Annotated in this window: 18 protein-coding genes; 13 read left to right on the top strand and 5 right to left on the bottom strand. The window is 62.0% G+C overall.

Annotated elements, in window-relative coordinates:
* Nucleotides 1-15 precede the first annotated feature (15 nt).
* Nucleotides 16-1,497: an NCS1 family nucleobase:cation symporter-1 gene (locus BM110_RS07110; RefSeq protein ID WP_093512921.1), complete on the bottom strand. Its 1,482-nt coding sequence runs from the start codon at nt 1,495-1,497 to the stop codon at nt 16-18.
* Nucleotides 1,498-2,087: 590 nt separating this feature from the next.
* On the opposite strand from BM110_RS07110, the gene hydA reads away from it, so the two are divergent.
* The 3 genes from hydA (at nt 2,088) to preA (ending at nt 6,330) form a co-directional block, all read left to right on the top strand.
* Nucleotides 2,088-3,527, top strand: a complete 1,440-nt coding sequence (gene hydA, locus BM110_RS07115) for a dihydropyrimidinase (protein ID WP_093512923.1) — start codon at nt 2,088-2,090, stop codon at nt 3,525-3,527.
* Between the two features lie 161 nt (nt 3,528-3,688).
* Nucleotides 3,689-5,056, top strand: coding sequence for an NAD(P)-dependent oxidoreductase (locus tag BM110_RS07120; protein ID WP_093513170.1), 1,368 nt, complete (start codon nt 3,689-3,691; stop codon nt 5,054-5,056).
* Entirely contained in the window at nt 5,056-6,330 is a 1,275-nt protein-coding gene (gene preA / locus BM110_RS07125; RefSeq protein ID WP_093512925.1) for an NAD-dependent dihydropyrimidine dehydrogenase subunit PreA, read from the top strand. The genes BM110_RS07120 and preA overlap by 1 nt, the downstream gene beginning before the upstream one ends.
* A gap of 120 nt (nt 6,331-6,450) precedes the next feature.
* Here preA and BM110_RS07130 read toward each other — a convergent pair whose 3' ends face one another.
* A complete protein-coding gene (locus BM110_RS07130) occupies nt 6,451-7,071 on the bottom strand; it encodes a TetR/AcrR family transcriptional regulator (RefSeq protein ID WP_025854871.1) in 621 nt (206 codons plus the stop codon).
* Between the two features lie 143 nt (nt 7,072-7,214).
* On the opposite strand from BM110_RS07130, the gene BM110_RS07135 reads away from it, so the two are divergent.
* The 10 genes from BM110_RS07135 (at nt 7,215) to BM110_RS07180 (ending at nt 15,966) form a co-directional block, all read left to right on the top strand.
* A complete protein-coding gene (locus BM110_RS07135; RefSeq protein ID WP_092244734.1) occupies nt 7,215-7,658 on the top strand; it encodes a GNAT family N-acetyltransferase in 444 nt (147 codons plus the stop codon).
* Nucleotides 7,659-7,676: 18 nt separating this feature from the next.
* Nucleotides 7,677-8,042 (top strand): copper homeostasis periplasmic binding protein CopC, encoded by a 366-nt coding sequence (copC, locus tag BM110_RS07140; RefSeq protein ID WP_093124246.1) that lies wholly within the window; start codon nt 7,677-7,679, stop codon nt 8,040-8,042.
* A gap of 3 nt (nt 8,043-8,045) precedes the next feature.
* The gene (gene copD, locus BM110_RS07145; RefSeq protein WP_093512928.1) at nt 8,046-8,903 is read left to right on the top strand and encodes a copper homeostasis membrane protein CopD; all 858 of its coding nucleotides are present in this window, start codon (nt 8,046-8,048) and stop codon (nt 8,901-8,903) included.
* 170 nt (nt 8,904-9,073) lie between these two features.
* A complete protein-coding gene (locus BM110_RS07150) occupies nt 9,074-10,336 on the top strand; it encodes an OprD family porin (protein ID WP_093124254.1) in 1,263 nt (420 codons plus the stop codon).
* Between the two features lie 143 nt (nt 10,337-10,479).
* Entirely contained in the window at nt 10,480-11,304 is an 825-nt protein-coding gene (locus BM110_RS07155) for an NAD-dependent epimerase/dehydratase family protein (RefSeq protein WP_093512931.1), read from the top strand.
* Between the two features lie 2 nt (nt 11,305-11,306).
* Nucleotides 11,307-12,182: an SMP-30/gluconolactonase/LRE family protein gene (locus BM110_RS07160; RefSeq protein WP_093512933.1), complete on the top strand. Its 876-nt coding sequence runs from the start codon at nt 11,307-11,309 to the stop codon at nt 12,180-12,182.
* A 51-nt stretch (nt 12,183-12,233) separates the two neighbouring features.
* Entirely contained in the window at nt 12,234-13,196 is a 963-nt protein-coding gene (locus BM110_RS07165) for a TRAP transporter substrate-binding protein (protein WP_071492064.1), read from the top strand.
* Between the two features lie 64 nt (nt 13,197-13,260).
* A complete protein-coding gene (locus BM110_RS07170) occupies nt 13,261-13,788 on the top strand; it encodes a TRAP transporter small permease (RefSeq protein WP_071492065.1) in 528 nt (175 codons plus the stop codon).
* Between the two features lies 1 nt (nt 13,789).
* Nucleotides 13,790-15,070 carry a TRAP transporter large permease gene (locus BM110_RS07175; RefSeq protein WP_092244716.1) on the top strand — a complete coding sequence of 427 codons (1,281 nt, stop codon included), beginning with the start codon at nt 13,790-13,792 and terminating at the stop codon, nt 15,068-15,070.
* Nucleotides 15,070-15,966: an aldose 1-epimerase gene (locus BM110_RS07180; protein WP_093512936.1), complete on the top strand. Its 897-nt coding sequence runs from the start codon at nt 15,070-15,072 to the stop codon at nt 15,964-15,966. Before BM110_RS07175 ends, BM110_RS07180 begins: the two co-directional genes overlap by 1 nt.
* A 67-nt stretch (nt 15,967-16,033) precedes the next feature.
* Here the strand turns inward: BM110_RS07180 and BM110_RS07185 are convergent, their stop codons facing one another.
* From BM110_RS07185 to BM110_RS07195, 3 genes are all read right to left on the bottom strand, one after another.
* Nucleotides 16,034-17,188, bottom strand: a complete 1,155-nt coding sequence (locus BM110_RS07185; protein WP_093512938.1) for an HlyD family secretion protein — start codon at nt 17,186-17,188, stop codon at nt 16,034-16,036.
* Nucleotides 17,185-18,831 carry an MFS transporter gene (locus BM110_RS07190; RefSeq protein WP_092244707.1) on the bottom strand — a complete coding sequence of 549 codons (1,647 nt, stop codon included), beginning with the start codon at nt 18,829-18,831 and terminating at the stop codon, nt 17,185-17,187. Before BM110_RS07190 ends, BM110_RS07185 begins: the two co-directional genes overlap by 4 nt.
* Before the next feature lie 148 nt (nt 18,832-18,979).
* Entirely contained in the window at nt 18,980-20,443 is a 1,464-nt protein-coding gene (locus BM110_RS07195; protein WP_092244705.1) for a DASS family sodium-coupled anion symporter, read from the bottom strand.
* Nucleotides 20,444-20,489 lie beyond the last annotated feature (46 nt).

Consider the following 20,489-nt stretch of genomic DNA (forward strand, 5'->3'; position numbering starts at 1 on the left):
AGGCTACATTTCTTCTTATGGATTGACGGTGACCGGCGTGGCCCCGCGCTTGGCATTCAGGCCGTAATACAACAACCCACCCAGCGCCGAACCGGTAAACCAGCCATAGCTGTAGAACCAGCTGAACGCATCGCTGCCCAACGACAGCAAGGTCAGCACCACCGGCACGCCGAAGGCGATGAAACCGCTCCAGTTCCATGCCGGGTACACGTCATCGCGATACAGGCCGGCCAGGTCCAATTGCTGTTTGCGGGTGATGAAATAGTCCACCACCATGATCCCGGCGATCGGCCCCAGCAGGCTGGAATAGCCGAGCAACCAGTTGGAGTAGACGGTCTCCAGGCTCACCTCGGAAACGATCAGGCCGAGTTTCTTCAGCAGCTCATGGGCCATCAACGCCAGCCCGACCAGGCCGGTGAGGATCACCGCCGTGGTGCGGTTGATCAGCTTGGGCGCGATGTTCTGGAAGTCATTGGTGGGCGAGACAATGTTCGCGGCGGTGTTGGTGGACAAGGTGGCGACGATGATCAGCGCCATGGCCACGGCCACCCACACCGGGCTCTGGATATGCCCGATCAGTGTCACCGGATCGGACACGCTCACGCCCACCAGTTTCACCGAAGCGGCGGTCATGATCACGCCGAGGGCGGCGAACAGGAACATGGTCAGCGGCAGGCCGAAAATCTGCCCGAGAATCTGGTCCTTCTGGCTTTTGGCGTAGCGGCTGAAATCGGGAATGTTCAGTGACAAGGTGGCCCAGAACCCTACCATCGCGGTGAGCCCGGCCATGAAGTAACCGGTCAGGCTCGCACCCTCGGGACGCTTGGGCGGGATCGCCATCAATTCGCTGATCGACACGTTGGGCATCGCCCACACCAGCAGGCCGATGCCCACCGCCACCAGCAACGGCGCCGACAAGGTTTCCAGGCGCTTGATCGATTCGGCGCCACGCAGCACCACCCATAGGTTCAGGCACCAGAAAATCATGAAACCGATCACCTCGCCGGTGCCGCCAAGGGACTTCCACCCCTCGAAGATCGAGCCCAGGAACAGGTGGATCGCCAACCCGCCAAACATCGTCTGGATACCGAACCATCCGCACGCCACCAGTGCCCGAATCAGACACGGCACGTTCGAACCAAGGATGCCAAATGACGACCGCAACAACACCGGAAACGGTATGCCGTACTTGGTGCCCGCAAAGGCGTTGAGGGTCAGCGGAATCAGCACCACGATGTTCGCGAGCAGGATCGCCATCAGCGCCTCGCCCACCGACAGCCCGAAGTACGCAGTGAGCACGCCACCCAGCGTATACGTGGGCACGCAGATCGACATACCGACCCACAGCGCGGTGATGTGCCACTTGTTCCAGGTGCGTTCGTGCACCTTGGTCGGTGCCATGTCGTGGTTGTAGCGAGGGCTGTCGAGGACGTCGGGGCCGGCGTCGAGTTCGTACAGGCCGTTGCGTTCAATGACTTGCGATCTGTTCTGTTGCATGGCCGCTCCACGGTTTTTTCGAATTATTGTTGCGCGCCTGCAGTTGGGTGCAGGCGGCCGGAGTACCTCGTAAACAACATGACATCACGGGCCCGGCCAGCCGCCTCTGCACTCAATAACCGTGCCGACAAGCGTTACCGCACCCTCACCGCTTATATAACGTGCTGATGTTTATCAGCTTTCCGATTGCGCCTTCGGTACTTGCCGCCTTACTCAGGCTAAATAGTGCGGAAGTTGCCCGAACCATCAGGACTCAATCTGGTGCAACACAATTATTTTTATTTCCCCTACCCGTCAAGAGGCATGTCTCAAGCGTCTGATTTGCAATAGGAAATGTTGCTCAATTCAAGAACCTGTCAAGTGCGTCAAAATGGTGAGAGGTCGCTACATTTTGGTGATTATTGATTTTTATCCTTAAAAATCAATAGTTTGAAAACGATATATGCTTATAAAAAATCTTCTTGCCCAATCGAAAAACTCGGGCTAGTTTCTATTCCTGTCACCGATGACAGGAATTAACCGACCATCGGCAAGCAGCAATACAACACTTAGAACTGGCACAAGCCGGTCAAGCCTGTGAGGAACTCGACATGTCGCTGTTGATCCGTGGCGCCACCGTTATTACCCATGATGAAAGTTACCGCACCGATGTATTGTGCGCAGGCGGTCTGATCCGGGCTATTGGTACGAACCTGGATATTCCCGCCAGCACTGAAATACTCGATGGCAGCGGCCAATACCTGATGCCCGGCGGCATCGACCCCCACACCCATATGCAATTGCCCTTCATGGGCACCGTGGCCAGTGAAGACTTTTTCAGCGGTACGGCGGCGGGCCTGGCGGGAGGCACCACGTCGATCATCGACTTCGTCATTCCCAACCCACAGCAATCCTTGCTGGAAGCCTTTCACCAATGGCGCGGCTGGGCGGAAAAGTCCGCCTCCGATTACGGCTTCCATGTGGCGATCACCTGGTGGAGCGAGCAGGTGCGCGAGGAAATGGCCGAGCTGGTCAGCCACCACGGCATCAACAGCTTCAAGCACTTCATGGCCTACAAGAACGCGATCATGGCGGCGGACGACACCCTGGTCGCCAGCTTCGAGCGCTGCCTGGAGCTGGGCGCAGTGCCCACCGTGCATGCGGAAAACGGCGAGCTGGTGTATCACCTGCAACGCAAGCTGATGGCCCAGGGCATCACCGGGCCGGAAGCGCACCCGCTGTCGCGTCCGTCGCAGGTGGAAGGCGAAGCGGCCAGCCGGGCGATCCGCATCGCCGAGACCCTCGGCACGCCGTTGTACCTGGTGCATGTGTCCACCAAAGAAGCGCTGGACGAAATCACCTACGCCCGTGCCAAAGGCCAGCCGGTCTACGGTGAAGTCCTCGCCGGGCACCTGTTGCTCGACGACAGCGTCTACCAACACCCCGACTGGCAGACCGCTGCCGGCTACGTGATGAGCCCGCCGTTCCGACCCCGCGGGCACCAGGACGCGCTTTGGCACGGCCTGCAATCGGGCAACCTGCACACCACCGCCACCGACCACTGCTGCTTCTGCGCCGAGCAAAAAGCCGCCGGGCGCGACGACTTCAGCAAGATCCCCAATGGCACCGCCGGTATCGAAGACCGCATGGCGCTGTTGTGGGATGAAGGCGTGAACACCGGGCGCCTGTCGATGCAGGAGTTCGTGGCGCTGACCTCCACCAACACTGCGAAGATCTTCAACCTCTACCCGCGCAAAGGTGCAATTCGCGTGGGTGCGGATGCCGACCTGGTGCTGTGGGACCCACAGGGCACGCGGACCATTTCCGCCAAGACCCATCACCAGCAGGTCGACTTCAACATCTTCGAAGGCAAGACCGTGCGCGGCGTGCCCAGCCATACCATCAGCCAGGGCAAGCTGGTCTGGGCCGATGGCGATCTGCGCGCCGAGCGCGGGGCCGGGCGTTATGTGGAGCGGCCGGCGTATCCGCCGGTGTTCGAGCAGTTGAGCAAGCGGGCTGAGTATTCCAGGCCAGTGGCTGTGAAGCGCTGAGACCGCTATCGGGGGCAAGCCCCCTCCCACACTTGACCGCGTTGATCCTGTTGGAATGGGGTCAATGTGGGAGGGGGCTTGCTCCCGATGAGGCCAGTGCAAGCAACAAAAAAACCAATGCCCATCAGAGGCAGCACCTCAATAACCGTGAGGCCAACACCGTGATCCAGACCCTGACCCATCTCCCCCATCCCGTTGAGGATGGACCGACACTCGCCAGCCATTTCACCGACCTGGCACCGCCCCTCAACGCCCGCCAGGCCCAACTGGAAGCCTCGCGCTGCCTGTATTGCTACGACGCGCCCTGCGTGAACGCGTGCCCCAGCGAAATCGATATCCCGTCGTTCATCCGCAACATCCACACCGAAAACGTGCAAGGCGCGGCGCAGAAGATTCTCTCGGCCAATATCCTCGGCGGCAGTTGCGCGCGGGTGTGCCCCACCGAAATCCTGTGCCAGCAAGCCTGCGTGCGTAACAACGCCGAAGAATGCGCTCCGGTGCTGATCGGCCTGTTGCAACGCTACGCCATCGACAACGCGCACTTCAGCGAACACCCCTTCCACCGCGCCGCGCCTACCGGCAAACGGATTGCCGTGGTCGGTGCCGGGCCTGCCGGTCTGTCTTGCGCCCATCGCAGTGCCATGCACGGTCACGACGTGGTGATTTTCGAAGCCCGGGAAAAAGCCGGCGGCCTGAATGAATACGGGATCGCCAAGTACAAACTGGTGGATGACTTTGCGCAGAAGGAGCTGGATTTCCTCTTGCAGATCGGCGGTATCGAGATCCGCCACGGCCAGCGCCTGGGGGACAACCTGACGTTGAGCGACCTGCACCAGCACTTCGATGCGGTGTTCCTCGGCCTCGGCCTTGCCGCCAGCAAACAGCTCGGCTTGCCGAATGAAGACGCGCCCGGCCTGCTCGCCGCCACCGACTACATCAGCGAACTGCGCCAGGCCGACGACCTCACCCAACTGCCCCTGGCCGATCACTGCATCGTGCTTGGCGCCGGCAACACCGCCGTCGACATGGCCGTGCAAATGGCCCGCCTCGGCGCCCGCGATGTGAACCTGGTGTACCGTCGCGGCCTGGCGGACATGGGCGCCACCCACCACGAACAGGATATCGCCAAGGCCAATCAGGTACGCCTGCTGACGTGGGCCCAGCCGGAGGAAGTGCTGCTGGACGATCAGGGCCACGTGCGTGGCATGCGCTTCCTGCGCACGCGTATGGAAAACGGCCGTCTGCACCCCACCGGTGAAACCTTCGAGTTGGCCGCCGACGCAATCTTCAAAGCCATCGGCCAGGGTTTCGATAACGAGGCCCTGCGCGACCCGTTGGCCGAGCAACTGCACCGGGTCGGCGAGCGTATTTTCGTCGACGAACAGCTGCGCACCAGCATTCCCGGGGTGTACGCCGGCGGCGATTGCGTCAGCCTCGGCCAGGACCTCACCGTGCAGGCGGTGCAACACGGCAAGCTGGCCGCCGAAGCCATGCACGCCCAACTCATGTTGACTGTGGAGGCTGCGTAATGGCCGATCTCTCGATTGTGTTCGCCGGTATCAAGGCCCCCAACCCGTTCTGGCTGGCCTCCGCGCCGCCCACCGACAAAGCCTACAACGTGGTCCGCGCCTTCGAAGCCGGCTGGGGCGGCGTGGTGTGGAAAACCCTGGGCGAAGACCCGGCGGCGGTCAACGTGTCGTCACGCTACTCGGCGCACTACGGCGCCAACCGGGAAGTGCTGGGCATCAACAATATCGAGCTGATCACCGACCGCTCGCTGGAGATCAACCTGCGGGAAATCACCCAGGTGAAAAAGGACTGGCCCGACCGTGCACTCATCGTGTCGCTGATGGTGCCGTGCGTCGAGGAGTCCTGGAAAAACATCCTGCCGCTGGTTGAAGCCACGGGTTGCGACGGCATCGAGCTGAACTTCGGCTGCCCCCACGGCATGCCCGAACGCGGCATGGGCGCGGCGGTGGGCCAGGTGCCGGAGTACGTGGAACAGGTGACGCGCTGGTGCAAGACGTACTGCTCGCTGCCAGTGATCGTCAAGCTCACCCCGAACATCACCGATATCCGCGTGGCGGCACGGGCGGCGTACCGCGGCGGTGCGGATGCGGTGTCACTGATCAACACCATCAACTCCATCACCAGTGTGGACCTGGAGCGCATGGTTGCCCTGCCTGTAGTCGGCACCCAAAGCACCCACGGCGGTTACTGCGGTTCAGCGGTGAAGCCGATTGCGCTGAACATGGTCGCCGAAATCGCCCGCGACCCGCAGACCGAAGGCCTGCCGATCTGCGGCATTGGCGGCATCGGCAACTGGCGCGATGCGGCGGAGTTCGTCGCCCTGGGCTGCGGCGCGGTGCAGGTGTGCACGGCGGCAATGCTGCATGGGTTTCGCATTGTGGAGGAAATGAAGGACGGGCTGTCGCGCTGGATGGACAGCCAGGGTTACACCAGCCTGCAGGAGTTCTCCGGGCGAGCGGTGGGCAACACCACGGATTGGAAGTACCTGGATATCAACTACCAGGTGATCGCCAGGATCGATCAGGCCGCCTGCATTGGCTGCGGGCGTTGCCATATCGCCTGCGAAGACACCTCGCACCAGGCCATTGCCAGCCTGAAACAGGCGGATGGCACACATAAATATGAGGTGATCGACGATGAGTGCGTGGGCTGCAACCTATGCCAGATCACCTGTCCGGTGGCCGATTGCATCGAGATGGTACCGATAGACACCGGCAAGCCGTTTTTGAATTGGACGCAGGATCCGAGGAATCCCTACCGGGAGGCTGTGTAGGCCTTTAGACCGGCATCGGGGGCAAGCCCCCTCCCACATTCGACCGCATTCTTTCAGGTGAAATGCAGTCAGGTGTGGGAGGGGGCTTGCCCCCGATGAGGCCCTCAACCCCAACAGAGATCAAGGCTCCAACCCAATCCCCCGCAAAATCACACTGGTCACCGTCTGGATCGCCTTCTCGAACTGCATATCCGACAACGGCTGGTGATCATTCAAGATTTTTACCTGGTGATCAAAGTCCGCATAGTGCTGGGTCGAGGCCCAGATCATGTACAGCAGGCTCGATGGTTCCACCGGCAGGATGCGTTTGTCCTCCACCCATTGGCGAATTTTCGCTTCCTTCATCTTGGCCCAGTCGTACAGGCTTTCATCCAGCGCCTCACCCAAGGTCGGCGCGCCGTGGATGATTTCGTTGGCCCAGACTTTCGAACCATACGGCCGCGTGCGCGAGCGCTGCATCTTGGCGCGGATGTAGCTGCTGAGCACCACCCGGGGGTCATCGAAGGTCTCGAAGCTCAGGGCGTCCTGCTTCCACACTTCCAGCAGGTCGAACAGCACGGCGCTGTACAGCTCGCTCTTGGTGGTGAAGTAGTAATGCAGGTTGGAGCGCGGCAGTTGCACTTCTTCAGCGATGTCGGCCATGGCGGTGCTGCCGTAGCCTTTTTCGGCGAAGATTTTCTCCGCGGCCAGCAGGATTTTTTCGACGTTGACCCGACGAATTCCGATCTTGTGATTGCCCATAAGGGCTCCCTGACAACAACTTGGCTTAAAGACTACCATCGGCTCTAGATCGGGGCGACAGGCCATAGTGAAACTTCTGACGCGAACCTTTCCCCCGGAAATCGGATTGGTTAGGATCGCGGTCCCCATGAAGGATCATTGCAATGACTATTCGACCTCGTGTGGCTACCGACGACACCGTGCTGGGAGCACTGTGGGAACGCTCGGTGCGCGCCACCCATGACTTCCTCCCCGAGGATGACATTCAACGTTTGCTGCCCCTGGTACGCGACACCTACCTGCCGATGCCTGCCCTGGAAGTGTGGGTGTATGAAGATCAACAAGGCATCGCCGGTTTTATCGGTACCGGCGGGAACAATGTGGAGATGCTGTTTATCGACCCCGAGCGTCGTGGCCAGGGCATCGGCCGCCAGTTGCTGGACCACGCCCGTGCCCGTCACGACACGCTCACCGTCGATGTAAACGAACAAAACCCACAAGCTGTGGGGTTCTACCTGCACTATGGTTTTATCCAGGTCGCGCGCTCGCCGCTGGATGGCGAAGGCAAGCCCTTTCCCTTGCTGCACATGGCTCTACCGACTCCCTGACCCCGAAGGTATTGAACAATGTTGATCAAGAAAAGCCTCACCACCCTCGCCCTGCTCGCTTCCTTGCTCGGCGCCTCGGCAGCGTTTGCCCATGCCCACCTCAAGGGTGCGGAGCCAGCGGCCGACAGCAGCGTCGCTGCGCCCAAGGACCTGCGCCTGACCTTCAGCGAAGGCGTCGAAGCCACCTTCACCAAGGTGTCCCTGAGCAAGGACGGCACCGAAGTCGCGATCAAGGGCCTGGAAACGCCGGACGCCGACAAGAAAGTGCTGGTGGTCACCCCGGCCGCCCCGTTGGCCGCCGGTACCTACAAAGTGGTGTGGAACGCGGTCTCGGTCGACACCCACAAGAGCAACGGCGAATACAGCTTCAAGGTCGGCCAGTAACCCATGGCTACCCTGCTGGTGCTGTGCCGTTTCCTGCATTTCAGCGTCGTGTTGTTGATGTTCGGGGCCTGCGCATTCAGGCCCTGGCTGCTCGGCGCTGCACCGCAACCGGCGCTGGACCGGCAACTTGAGCGGATCACCCAGGGGTTGGCCTGGCTGGGGCTGGGCTCCGGTCTCGCCTGGCTGTTGCTGATCACCGCGAGCATGGCCGGCCGCTGGGACGCGGCATTGCAGCCGGCCACCGTACAGCTGGTGCTGGGCAAGACCTTCTTTGGCCAGGTGTGGGTGTGGCATCTGTTGCTGAACCTGCTGCTGGTGATCGTGTTGGTCAAACCATGGCCGATGATGCGCCTGCCAGTGATCGCACTGCTGCTGGCGACACTGGCACCGGTCGGCCATGGCGCCATGCTGGACGGACTCAGCGGCAGGTTGCTGATCCTCAATCAGGTGGTGCACCTGGTGTGTGTCGGTGCCTGGCTCGGCGGGTTGCTGCTGCTGGTGTTGATCCTGCGCCAATCCCCGCCTGTTGCGCTGGAGCCGATCCTGCGACGGTTCAGCGGTGTGGGTTATGGCCTGGTCGCCGGCTTGCTGGTGACTGGCTTGATCAACGTGCGTGTACTCACCGGGCAACTGTGGCCTACACCGTTGTTCAACGGGTTCGCCCTGATCCTGTTGATCAAGGTGCTGCTGGTGCTGGGCATGTTGGCCCTGGCGCTGCTGAACCGGCTGCGTATCGAGCGCTGTGAAGAACGCCTGGGCAGCCTGAAGGCCAGCGTGAAGCTGGAGTGGGTGCTGGGGATTGCCGCCGTCGCCGCCGTTTCCCTCCTGGGCACCTTGCCGCCGATGCTCATGGTTGACTGAAACACACCGTCATCGGGGGCAAGCCCCCTCATACATTGAACCTCCACACCGAGCAGGTCATCGTATAACTTCTACTTGACAGCGCCTGAAAACCTCGCAAATATCGCACTCAATGTTGTACGACAACGTATGACAAATAATAAAAACAACAAAAGAAAGGGAGCTTCACTGTGAGTTCACTCGCCCGCAATTCCTCCGTTCGCCTGGGTGTTATCGGCCTCGGCAGCCTGGCCTTCACCTTGCCCCTCGCCGCTTCGGCAGAAGGCTTCGTCGACGATGCCAAAGCCACGCTCAACCTGCGCAACGCCTACTTCAACCGCAACTTCACCAACCCGAGCAACCCTCAGGGCAAGGCCGAAGAGTGGACACAGAACTTCATCCTCGATGCCAAGTCCGGCTACACCACAGGCACGGTGGGCTTCGGTATTGATGTGCTGGGCCTGTATTCGCAAAAGCTCGATGGCGGTAAAGGCACCGGCGGTACGCAGTTGCTGCCGATCCACAGCGATGGCCGCCCGGCCGACAATTTCGGCCGCCTGGGCGTAGCACTGAAAAGCAAATTATCGAAGACTGAATTGAAGGTCGGCGAGTGGATGCCAGTGCTGCCGATCCTGCGCTCCGACGATGGCCGTTCCCTGCCCCAGACCTTCCGTGGCGGCCAGGTCACGTCTAATGAGATCGCCGGCCTGACCCTCTACGGCGGGCAATTTCGCGGCAACAGCCCGCGCAATGACGCGAGCATGGAAGACATGTTCATGAACGGCAAGGCCGCGTTCACCTCCGACCGTTTCAACTTCGGTGGCGGCGAATACAGCTTCAACGACAAGCGCACCCAGGTCGGTGTGTGGTACGCCGAACTCACCGACATCTATCAGCAACAGTATTTCAACCTGACCCACAGCCAACCCGTGGGCGACTGGACCCTGGGCGCCAACCTCGGCTTTTTCACCGGCAAGGAAGATGGCAGCGCGCTGGCCGGCGACCTCGACAACAAGACCGCTTTCGCCCTGCTCTCGGCCAGGTACAACGGCAACACCTTCTATGTAGGCCTGCAAAAACTCACCGGCGACAGCGTGTGGATGCGGGTCAATGGCACCAGTGGCGGCACCCTGGCCAACGACAGCTACAACGCCAGCTACGACAACGCCAAGGAGAAATCCTGGCAGGTGCGCCATGACTTCAACTTCGTGGTGCTCGGCATTCCGGGGCTGACCCTGATGAACCGCTACATCAGCGGCAGCAACGTGCACACCGGGGCGATCACCGATGGCAAGGAATGGGGCCGCGAATCAGAGTTGGCCTACACCGTACAGAGCGGTGCACTCAAGGACTTGAACGTGCGCTGGCGCAACTCGACCATGCGTCGGGACTTCAGCAATAACGAGTTCGACGAGAACCGGCTCTTTATCAGCTACCCGATTTCGCTGCTGTAGGTTTCGGGCCGGGCGCAGACGTCGAGTCAATGCATATCCCGCATTTGAAACCCCATCGCCTGTATTAGCGTTGACAACCCAGGGAATCCCTAACGATACTTCGATATAGTCATACGACAACCTACAACAACAATGGAACCCTCATGACCACTTCCACAACCACGCCTGTTCCATTCAACCGCCTGCTGCTCACCGGTGCCGCCGGCGGCCTCGGCAAAGTCCTGCGCGAGCGCCTGCGCCCCTACGCCAACGTGCTGCGCCTGTCGGACATCGCCAACATGGCGCCGGCCGCCGACGCGTCCGAAGAAGTGCAGACCTGCGACCTTTCCGACAAGCAAGCCGTGCACCACCTGGTGGAAGGCGTCGACGCCATCCTGCACTTCGGCGGCGTCTCGGTTGAGCGTTCGTTCGAAGAAGTGCTCGGCGCCAATATCTGCGGGATTTTCCATATCTACGAAGCCGCCCGCCGCCAAGGCGTGAAGCGTGTGATCTTCGCCAGTTCCAACCATGTGATCGGCTTCTACAAGCAGGGTGAACAGCTCGACGCCCACTCGCCGCGCCGCCCGGACAGCTACTACGGCTTGTCCAAGTCCTACGGCGAAGACATGGCCAGTTTCTACTTCGACCGCTATGGCATCGAGACCGTGAGCATCCGCATCGGCTCGTCGTTCCCGGAGCCGCAGAACCGCCGGATGATGCACACCTGGCTGAGTTTCGATGACCTCACACAGTTGCTGGAGCGTGCGCTGTACACGCCCAACGTCGGCCATACCGTGGTGTACGGCATGTCGGATAACCTCGACACCTGGTGGGACAACCGCTACGCCGCGCACCTGGGCTTTGCGCCCAAGGACAGCTCGGAAGTGTTCCGCGCCCAGGTCGAGACCCAGCCACCCGTGGCCGCCGATGACCCGGCCAAGGTCTACCAGGGTGGCGCGTTCTGCGCGGCCGGGCCATTCGGGGACTGACCATGACCGCTGAATTGATCGTCGACGCCCGCAACGCCGTGGGCGAATGCCCGGTGTGGGTGCCCGAGGAGAACGCACTGTACTGGGTGGATATTCCCAACGGTGGCCTGCAACGCTGGAGTGCTGCCACCGGCCATCTCGCCGCCTGGAAAGCCCCGCAGATGCTCGCCTGTATCGCCCGCACCAATGCCGGCAACTGGGTCGCGGGAATGGAAACCGGCTTCTTCCAACTGACCCCGCACAACGATGGCAGCCTCGACACCACGCCGTTGGCCGGTGTCGAACACCCCCGCGCCGACATGCGCCTGAACGACGGTCGCTGTGATCGCCAGGGCCGCTTCTGGGCCGGCAGCATGGTGCTGAACATGGGCTTGAATGCGGCCGAGGGCATCCTCTACCGCTACGCTTGCGGCGCCGCGCCCCATGCACAACTGGACGGTTTCATCACCCTCAACGGTCTGGCCTTCAGCCCGGATGGCCGTACGATGTACGCCTCGGACTCGCACCCCTTGGTGCAACAGATCTGGGCCTTCGACTACGACACCGACACCGGTACGCCCTCCAACCGCCGCGTCTTCGTGGACATGCACAACTACCTCGGTCGCCCCGACGGCGCGGCGGTAGACGCCGACGGCTGCTACTGGATCTGCGCCAACGACGCCGGCCTGATCCACCGGTTCACCCCCGACGGCCGCCTCGACCGCTCCCTCACCGTACCGGTGAAGAAACCCACCATGTGCGCCTTCGGCGGCAGTCGCCTGGACACCCTGTTCGTCACCTCGATCCGTGACGACCAGAGTCCCCAGTCGCTGTCCGGCGGCGTGTTCGCCCTCAACCCCGGCGTTGTCGGATTGCCGGAGCCCACGTTCACCCTCTAGCTGCATCGCTGTGCCTTGAATACAACAATAACAAGACAGGAGTGACACCCCATGGACTTCAAACGCACCTTGCTCGCCGCTGCATGCTTGACCCTCGCCAGCGCCGCACACGCCCTGGAAATCAAGTTCGCCGACATCCACCCCGCCGGCTACCCCACCGTCGTCGCCGAAGAAAACATGGGCAAGGCCCTGACCAAGGAAAGCAATGGCGAACTGACCTTCAAGTACTTCCCCGGCGGTGTGCTGGGCTCCGAGAAAGAAGTGGTCGAACAGGCCCAGGTCGGCGCGGTCCAGATGACCCGTGTCAGCCTCGGTATCGTCGGCCCGGTGGTGCCGGACGTGAATGTGTTCAACCTGCCGTTCGTGTTCCGTGACCAGGCGCACATGCGCAAGGTCATCGACGGCGAGATCGGCGATGAGATCCTCGCCAAGATCACCGATTCGGAATTCGGCCTGGTGGCCCTGGCCTGGATGGACGGTGGCACGCGCAACCTCTACACCAAGAAACCGGTGCGCAAGATCGAAGACCTCAAGGGCATGAAGATCCGCGTGCAAGGCAACCCGTTATTCATCGAGGCCTTCAATGAAATGGGGGCCAACGGCATTGCCATGGACACCGGCGAGATCTTCAGCGCCCTGCAGACCGGGGTGATCGACGGCGCGGAAAACAACCCGCCGACCCTGCTCGAACACAACCACTTCCAGAACGCAAAGTACTACACCCTCACCGAACACCTGATCTTGCCCGAGCCCATCGTGATGTCGAAAATCACCTGGAACAAGCTCACTCCCGCCCAGCAGGACATGGTGAAGAAAGCCGCCAAGGCCGCCCAGGCGGACGAGCGCGTGCTGTGGGACGCCAAGTCCGCCAGCAGTGAAACCAAGCTCAAGGCCGCCGGCGTGGAATTCATCACCGTCGACAAAAAGCCCTTCTATGACGCCACCGCGCCGGTGCGCGCCAAATACGGCGCGGCTTATGCCGATATCATCAAGCGTATCGACGCCGTTCAGTAACGCCCTCCTTCTCTAGCAAGGCCCGGCGCGGTCGGCATCGACGCGCCCGGTTACGGTGAACGCCATGAAGAATTTACTGCTGCGCATCAACGACCGCCTGTACATGACCTGTATCTGGGTCGCCGGCCTTTCGGTACTGGGGGTTGCGCTGATCATCCCCTGGGGCATCTTCGCCCGCTACGTCCTCGGCACCGGCGCCAGTTGGCCGGAACCCACCGCCATCCTGCTGATGCTGATCTTCACCTTCGTCGGCGCCGCCGCCAGTTACCGCGCGGGTGCGCATATGTCGGTGGCGGTGGTGACTGACCGCCTGCCGCCACGCCAACGCCAGATCGCCGGTATCGTCGCGCAACTGTTGATGGCGACGATCTGCCTGTTCATGGCCGTGTGGGGCACCAAGTTGTGCCTGTCCACCTGGAACCAGTTCATGAGCGCCATCCCCACACTGCGCGTGGGCATCACCTATATGCCAATCCCCATCGGCGGGCTGCTGACCCTGGTGTTCGTGCTGGAAAAACTCCTGCTCGGCGACCAGAGCCAGCGGCGCGTGGTGCGGTTCGACCTGGTGGAAGAAAACGAAGGGGCTGCCTGAAATGGATGCATTGATTCTGTTGGGCAGTTTTATCGCCTTGATCCTGCTGGGCATGCCAGTGGCCTACGCCCTGGGGATGTCGGCACTGATCGGCGCGTGGTGGATCGACATCCCGTTCCAGGCCCTGATGATTCAGGTGGCCGGGGGCGTGAACAAGTTTTCGCTGATGGCGATTCCGTTCTTTGTGCTAGCCGGAGCGATCATGGCCGAGGGTGGCATGTCACGTCGGCTGGTGGCGTTTGCCGGGGTGCTGGTGGGCTTTGTGCGCGGCGGCCTGTCCCTCGTCAATATCATGGCCTCGACGTTTTTCGGCGCCATCTCCGGCTCCTCGGTGGCCGATACCGCCTCGGTCGGCTCGGTGCTGATCCCGGAAATGGAACGCCGTGGGTACCCACGGGAATTTGCCACCGCCGTGACCGTCAGCGGTTCGGTGCAGGCGTTGCTGACGCCACCCAGCCATAATTCGGTGCTCTACTCCCTGGCCGCCGGCGGCACCGTGTCCATCGCCTCGCTGTTCATGGCCGGCGTGGTGCCGGGCCTGTTGATGAGCGCCTGCCTGATGGTGCTGTGCCTGATCTTTGCGAAAAAGCGCAACTACCCCAAGGGCGAAGTCATTCCCCTGAAGCAGGCGCTGAAGATCGCCGCCGATGCCCTCTGGGGCCTGATGGCCATGGTGATCATCCTCGGCGGCATCCTCTCGGGCATCTTCACCGCCACCGAATCGGCCGCGATTGCCGTGCTGTGGGCATTCTTCGTGACCATGTTCATCTACCGCGACTACAAATGGCGCGAGCTGCCCAAGCTGATGCACCGCACGGTGCGCACCATTTCCATCGTGATGATCCTGATCGCCTTCGCCGCCAGCTTCGGCTACATCATGACCCTGATGCAGATCCCGGCGAAGATCACCACGGCGTTCCTGACCCTATCGGACAACCGCTACGTGATCCTGATGTGCATCAACATCATGCTGCTGTTGCTCGGGACGGTGATGGACATGGCGCCGCTGATCCTGATCCTCACGCCGATCCTGCTGCCGGTGGTGCTCGGACTGGGCGTCGACCCGGTGCATTTCGGCATGATCATGCTGGTCAACCTCGGCATCGGCCTGATCACCCCACCGGTGGGCGCGGTGTTGTTCGTGGGCGCCGCAGTGGGCAAGGTGAGCATCGAGAAGACCGTGAAAGCGCTGCTGCCGTTCTATGGGGTGCTGTTCCTGATCCTGATGGCGGTAACCTACATCCCGGCGCTGTCGTTGTGGCTGCCAAGCGTGGTGCTGTGATGCTGATCGAACTGGAAGACAACCTGACCCACCTCACCCTGGCCCCGGCCGTGGGCGCAAGCATCGTCAACTGGCGCGTGCGGGCCAGCGGCCAGCCGTTGTTGCGCCACAGCGACCAACAGGCCCTGGATACGGGCCTGCCGGGCAAACTTGGCTGTTACCCGCTGGCACCCTGGTCCAACCGGATCGCCCAAGGCGGGTTCGATAACCCCGACGGCTGGCTGGCGCTCACGCCGAACAGCATGACCGACCCGCTGCCCATTCATGGGTCGGCCTGGCAACAGGCGTGGCAGGTGGTCAGCCAGTCGGCGGACGAAGTGGTGCTGGAACTGCTGTGCGACACACCGTTCGCCTATCGCGCCGAGCAGCGGTTCTGCTTGCGCGGCGGTGAACTGAGCATCACGTTGCGGGTGACCCATCTGGCGGATAACCCCGCGTGGCATGGCTTGGGATTGCATCCCTACCTGCCGCGCACAGCGCAAACGCGGTTGCAGGCCAAGGCCTCGCAGGTGTGGATGAGTGATGCGTCGAAACTGCCCACGGGGCTGGCACCCGTGCCGGCCGCCTGGGACTTCCAGACGTTGAAGACCTTGCCGGAAGGCCTGGTGGACAATGGCTTTTGCCAGTGGGACGGGCATTGCCTGATCGAGCAGCCAGAGTTGGGCTACACGCTGGAATGCCAGGCCACCGGCGCCGACTACTTTCTGCTGTACTGCCCACCGGGGCTGGGGTTCTTCTGCATCGAACCGGTGAGCCATCCGGTGAATGCCCATCACCTGGCCGGACGGCCGGGCCTGAAACTGCTGGAACACAATCAGTCGGTACAACTCAACTTCAAGCTCAAATACATACAACATGTGGGAGGGGGCTTGCCCCCGATGGCGGTGAATCAGTAACACAGTGGGTAGCTGACACACCGCTATCGGGGGCAAGCCCCCTCCCACAGTTTTGATGTGTGTTGAGTCAGGGTGGAGCGTTTTTCAGGCGCCCGGCAGTGTCGATACTGACGACCACCGACAACCCAGGCCGCAACCGCTCGCTCTCGGCCTGGTTCGGATCTACGGTGATCCGCACCGGCACGCGCTGGGCGATCTTCACGAAGTTGCCGGTGGCGTTGTCCGCCTGCAACAGGCTGAACTCCGAACCGGTGGCCGGGGAAATATGCTGCACCGTGCCGTGGAATTTGCGGTGGTTCAAGGCATCTACCGTGAAGGTCACCGGCTGGCCGACCTGCACGTTGTCCATCTGGGTTTCCTTCATGTTGGCAATCACCCACAGCTGCGGCGGCACCAGCGCCATCAGTTGCGCGCCGGAGTTGACGTAGGCCCCCAGGCGCACGCCAATCTGCCCCAACTGACCGTCACGCGGCGCAGTGATGCGGGTGTTGGACAGGTCGATACGCGCCAGCTCCACCGCGGCCTCGGCACTCGCTACGGCAGCTTCCAGGGAGCCACGGTTGACGATCACTGTCTGCAGGTCCTGTCGTGCGATTTCCAGGCTGGCCTGGGCCTGGGCCACGGCGGCGATGGTCTGTGCATTGGCGGCGCGGGTCACGTCCAGCTCGCGCCTGGACACTGAGCCGTCGCTGATCAGTTCTTCATTGCGGCGCAAATCGGCCGTGCTTTTGCGGGCTTGTGCCTGGCTGTCCACCAAGGCTGCCTGGCGCAGCTTGATGGTGGCTTCGGCGCTGTTGCGCTGCTGCACCACATTCGCCAGCGAGGCCTTCTGCACCGCCAGTTGCGCCAGCGCCTGGTCCAGGCGCTGTTTGTAGATGCGATCGTCGAGGCGCACCAGCAGGTCACCGGCCTTGACGTATTGGAAGTCCTGCACCGGCACTTCGAACACATAGCCGCTCAGTTGCGGGCCGATGATCGTCACCTGCCCACGCACCAGGGCGTTCTCGGTGGTTTCCACGGCGCTGCTGAACGGCGGCAACTGCCAGGCATACAACACGATCAGCACCCCGACAATGGCAATCGCGGCAAACCCCAGCGATGAGACGATGCGCACCCGCAGGGAACGTGGCTCGGTGACCGAGGCGCCTGGCGGCGTGGTGCCTTCCGGGGTGGCGGCGATGGCGTTGGTGGTCGTGGTGGTGGTGGAAGTCGGTTCGGTCATGAAGAAGCGCCGCTGGGTTGAACGGGAGGGGCTGCTGTTTTGGTCGTGCTCATCAGCCACAGGCTGCGGATAAAGATCCAGATCATGGTCAGTATCGCGATGATCGCGATCAGCATGAAGACATCGTTGTAGGCCATCACGTTCGCCTCGCGGGTCGCCGCCGTGGCCAGGCTGCGAATGCCCATGAGGTTGCGCAACTCGGGGTCGGCGACAATGCCGCCATAGGCCGAACCGCCGCTCGATACCCGCGCGGCCACACGCGGATCGAGCAGGGTCAGATGCTCGACGATCATGCTGGAATGGTACTTCTCGCGCACGATCTGGAACGTGCCCAGCAACGCCGCGCCAATCAGGCCGCCGAGGTTCTGGCAGATACCGAACATCACCGAGAAACTCACCAGGTTGCGCGGGTTGGCCAGCACGTTCCTGGTGCCCAGCACCATGGTCGGCCCCAGGAAGAATGTACCGCCGAAGCCTAGCAGGAACTGGCTGACATACAGGTTCTGCGGCCGGGTCAGGTTGCTGGAAAAACTGTCCATCACCGACCCGGTGGCCATCAGTGCCAGGGAAATCACCAGCGGCATCAACAGGTGCGCCGGGTTGATGGTCAACGCACTCACCGCCAGCCCGGCAATCGCCCCCGCCAGCATCACCACGTACAGGGTGTGCATCTGCTGGTAGCTCATGTTCAACATCTGCATGAAACCCACGGCGCCGGTGGACTGCTCGGACAGCACCATGCGGATCAGGATCACCGCCAGCGCCAGGCGGATCATCACGCCGCTGCCCAGCCAGCGGGTCATCAGCATCGGGTTGGCGCGGTTATGCTCGATGGCCAGCCCGGCCATGATCAGCACCAGGGAACAGGCCGAGGCGATGCCGATCCACGGTGCTTCCAGCCACCAGTCGATGCGGCCCAGGGACAGCACGGCGCAGAGCAAGGCGACACCGGTGGCAAGGATGGCGAAGGTGAGGAAGTCGAGTTTCTCGAAGGTCTTGAAGCGGTCGCCGGGCGGGAGTTTAAGCAGGAATACGCAGCCCAGGCAGATCAGCGCCATGCCCAGTTCAAACAGATACAACCCGCGCCATTCAGCAATTTGCAGCAAGTCTTCGGAGAACAGGCGCGCCAGTGGCAACGCCAACTGCGCCGTACCCAACCCCAGCACCAGGGACTTCAAGCGCCACTTGGCCGGGAACGCCTGGATCATGTAGTACAAACCCAACGAACTCAGCGCCGCCCCCACCATGCCATGGGCCGCGCGCACCGCGATGGCCGAGCTGAGGTCGTTGACGAACAAGTGGCCGAAAGTCACCAAGGCGTACAGCACCAGGAACACCTCGGTAAATGCACGCAGCCCGAACTGCTGGCGGAACTTCACCAGCAGCAGGTTCATGCACACGTTGGTCATCACATAGGCGGCGGGCAGCCAGGCCATTTCAGCGGTGGTCGCGCCGAGTGCGCCTTGCAGGTATTGCAGGTTGGCGATGACCAGTGCGTTTCCCAACCCACCGGTAATCGCCACCAGCACGCCCACCATCGCGAACAGCCAACGCTTGTGCGTCGGGTGCAGCGGCGTAGACGGCGAACCGGGCAGGCTCGGGCGCTCGTGGGGCTCCCAGGTGTGGGGGGTGTATTTGTTCATTCGATGACTCAGGTAAACCCATACTCAGAGACAGTAAACCTGAGCGGAGTTCATCTTGCCATGTCGAGGGCATAATTGATGCGAAGAACCTGAAATGTACGAGGGCAAGTCGACTTGTCGCCCTGCCCCGCTGGGATGTCCTGTGTATTCAGATCCAGCCGAGCCAACTCCAGTAGGTCGCAGCGAATACCAGCATCAACAGGTAGCCAACCAGCGTCACCAGAACCCCCACCTTGGCGAACTGCCGCGCCGTGAACGTCCCGGTCCCCAGGCACACCATGTTCTGCGGTGCATTGATCGGCAGGATAAACCCGTAGCTCATCACAAACCCCAGGAGCATGGTCATGCCCAACCGGCTGAAATCCCCCGGCAAGGTCTGCAACACCGCGATCAGGATCGGCAACAGCGCCGAGGTCAACGCGGTGGCGCTGGCGAAGCCCAGGTGGATCAGGATCAGGAACGCACCAAGAATCGCAAACACACCCAGCGGCCCCACCTGGTCAAGCCCGGTATGCGCCACCACTTGCGCGCCCAGCCATTGCCCGGCCTGGGTGGTCAGCAGCGCCGTTCCCAAGCTGATGCCTACCCCGAACACGATCACCGTTCCCCACGGAATGCGCGACTGCACATCCTTCCAGGTCATCACGCCGATACCCGGCAATAACAGGAACACCAGGCCGGCGTAGGTGGTCGAGGTGGTGTCGAAACTGTGCAGTCGCCCTTCCGTGGCCCAGGCCAGTAGCAGCAACACCGAAACGCTCAACAGGCGCTTCTGCGCGCCGGTCATCGGCCCTATCTCCACCAGCGACTGCGCCACCGCCTCTTTACCGCCGGGGATGCTGTCGGTCTCCGGCGGCAGCAACTTGAGCACGAGGAACAGCAACACCGCCGACATGATCAACGCCCACGGCGCGCCGGCAATCAGCCAGTCGATCCACGACACGCGCTGGCCAAGCATCTTGTCCATGAAACCGACGGTGAGCAGGTTCTGCGCGGCGGCGGTCTGGATGCCGACGTTCCAGATGCTGGTGCCCTGGGCCACCACGATCATGATGCCAGCGGCGATATTCGAGCGTTTGTCCACGCCGAACGCGGCGATCACGCCCATCATGATCGGCACCACGCAGGCACTGCGCGCCGTGGCGCTGGGTACCACGAGGCTGAGCAGCACCGTCACCGCAATCGCCCCCAGCAGGATGCGCCGGGTGCTGGTGCCGACCCGGCTAAGGGTCACCAAGGCGATACGCCGGTCCAGGCCGGTGTGGGTCATGGCTGCTGCGATAAACAGCGCCCCGGCCACCAGCGCCAGCGCCGGGTTGGAAAACCCGGTGAGCGCCATGCTGATCGCCGGGCTGGTGCCGATCACATGCGCGGTGTCCTGCAACGACGGCGCGGTGCCCAGCAGAAAGGCCATCAGCGACGTGATCATGATCGCACTGGCTTCATAGGACACCGCTTCAGTGATCCACACCACCACGGCAAACGCGAGGATCGCCAGCATGCGGTGCCCGGCGACCGGCAAGTCGGCGGGCACCGGCAACAGCAGCACCCCGGCCATCACCAACACGGCGACGACCAGGCCCAGGGGTAATTTGAAAGATGCCGCACTCATGGGCCACTCCAAGGCTCTAGATCAGGCCTTGAGCATGGGCTAAAAG

Origin of the sequence: Pseudomonas sp. NFPP28, from assembly GCF_900115535.1 — a bacterium.
In the GTDB taxonomy this organism is placed as follows: Bacteria; Pseudomonadota; Gammaproteobacteria; order Pseudomonadales; family Pseudomonadaceae; genus Aquipseudomonas; species Aquipseudomonas extremorientalis.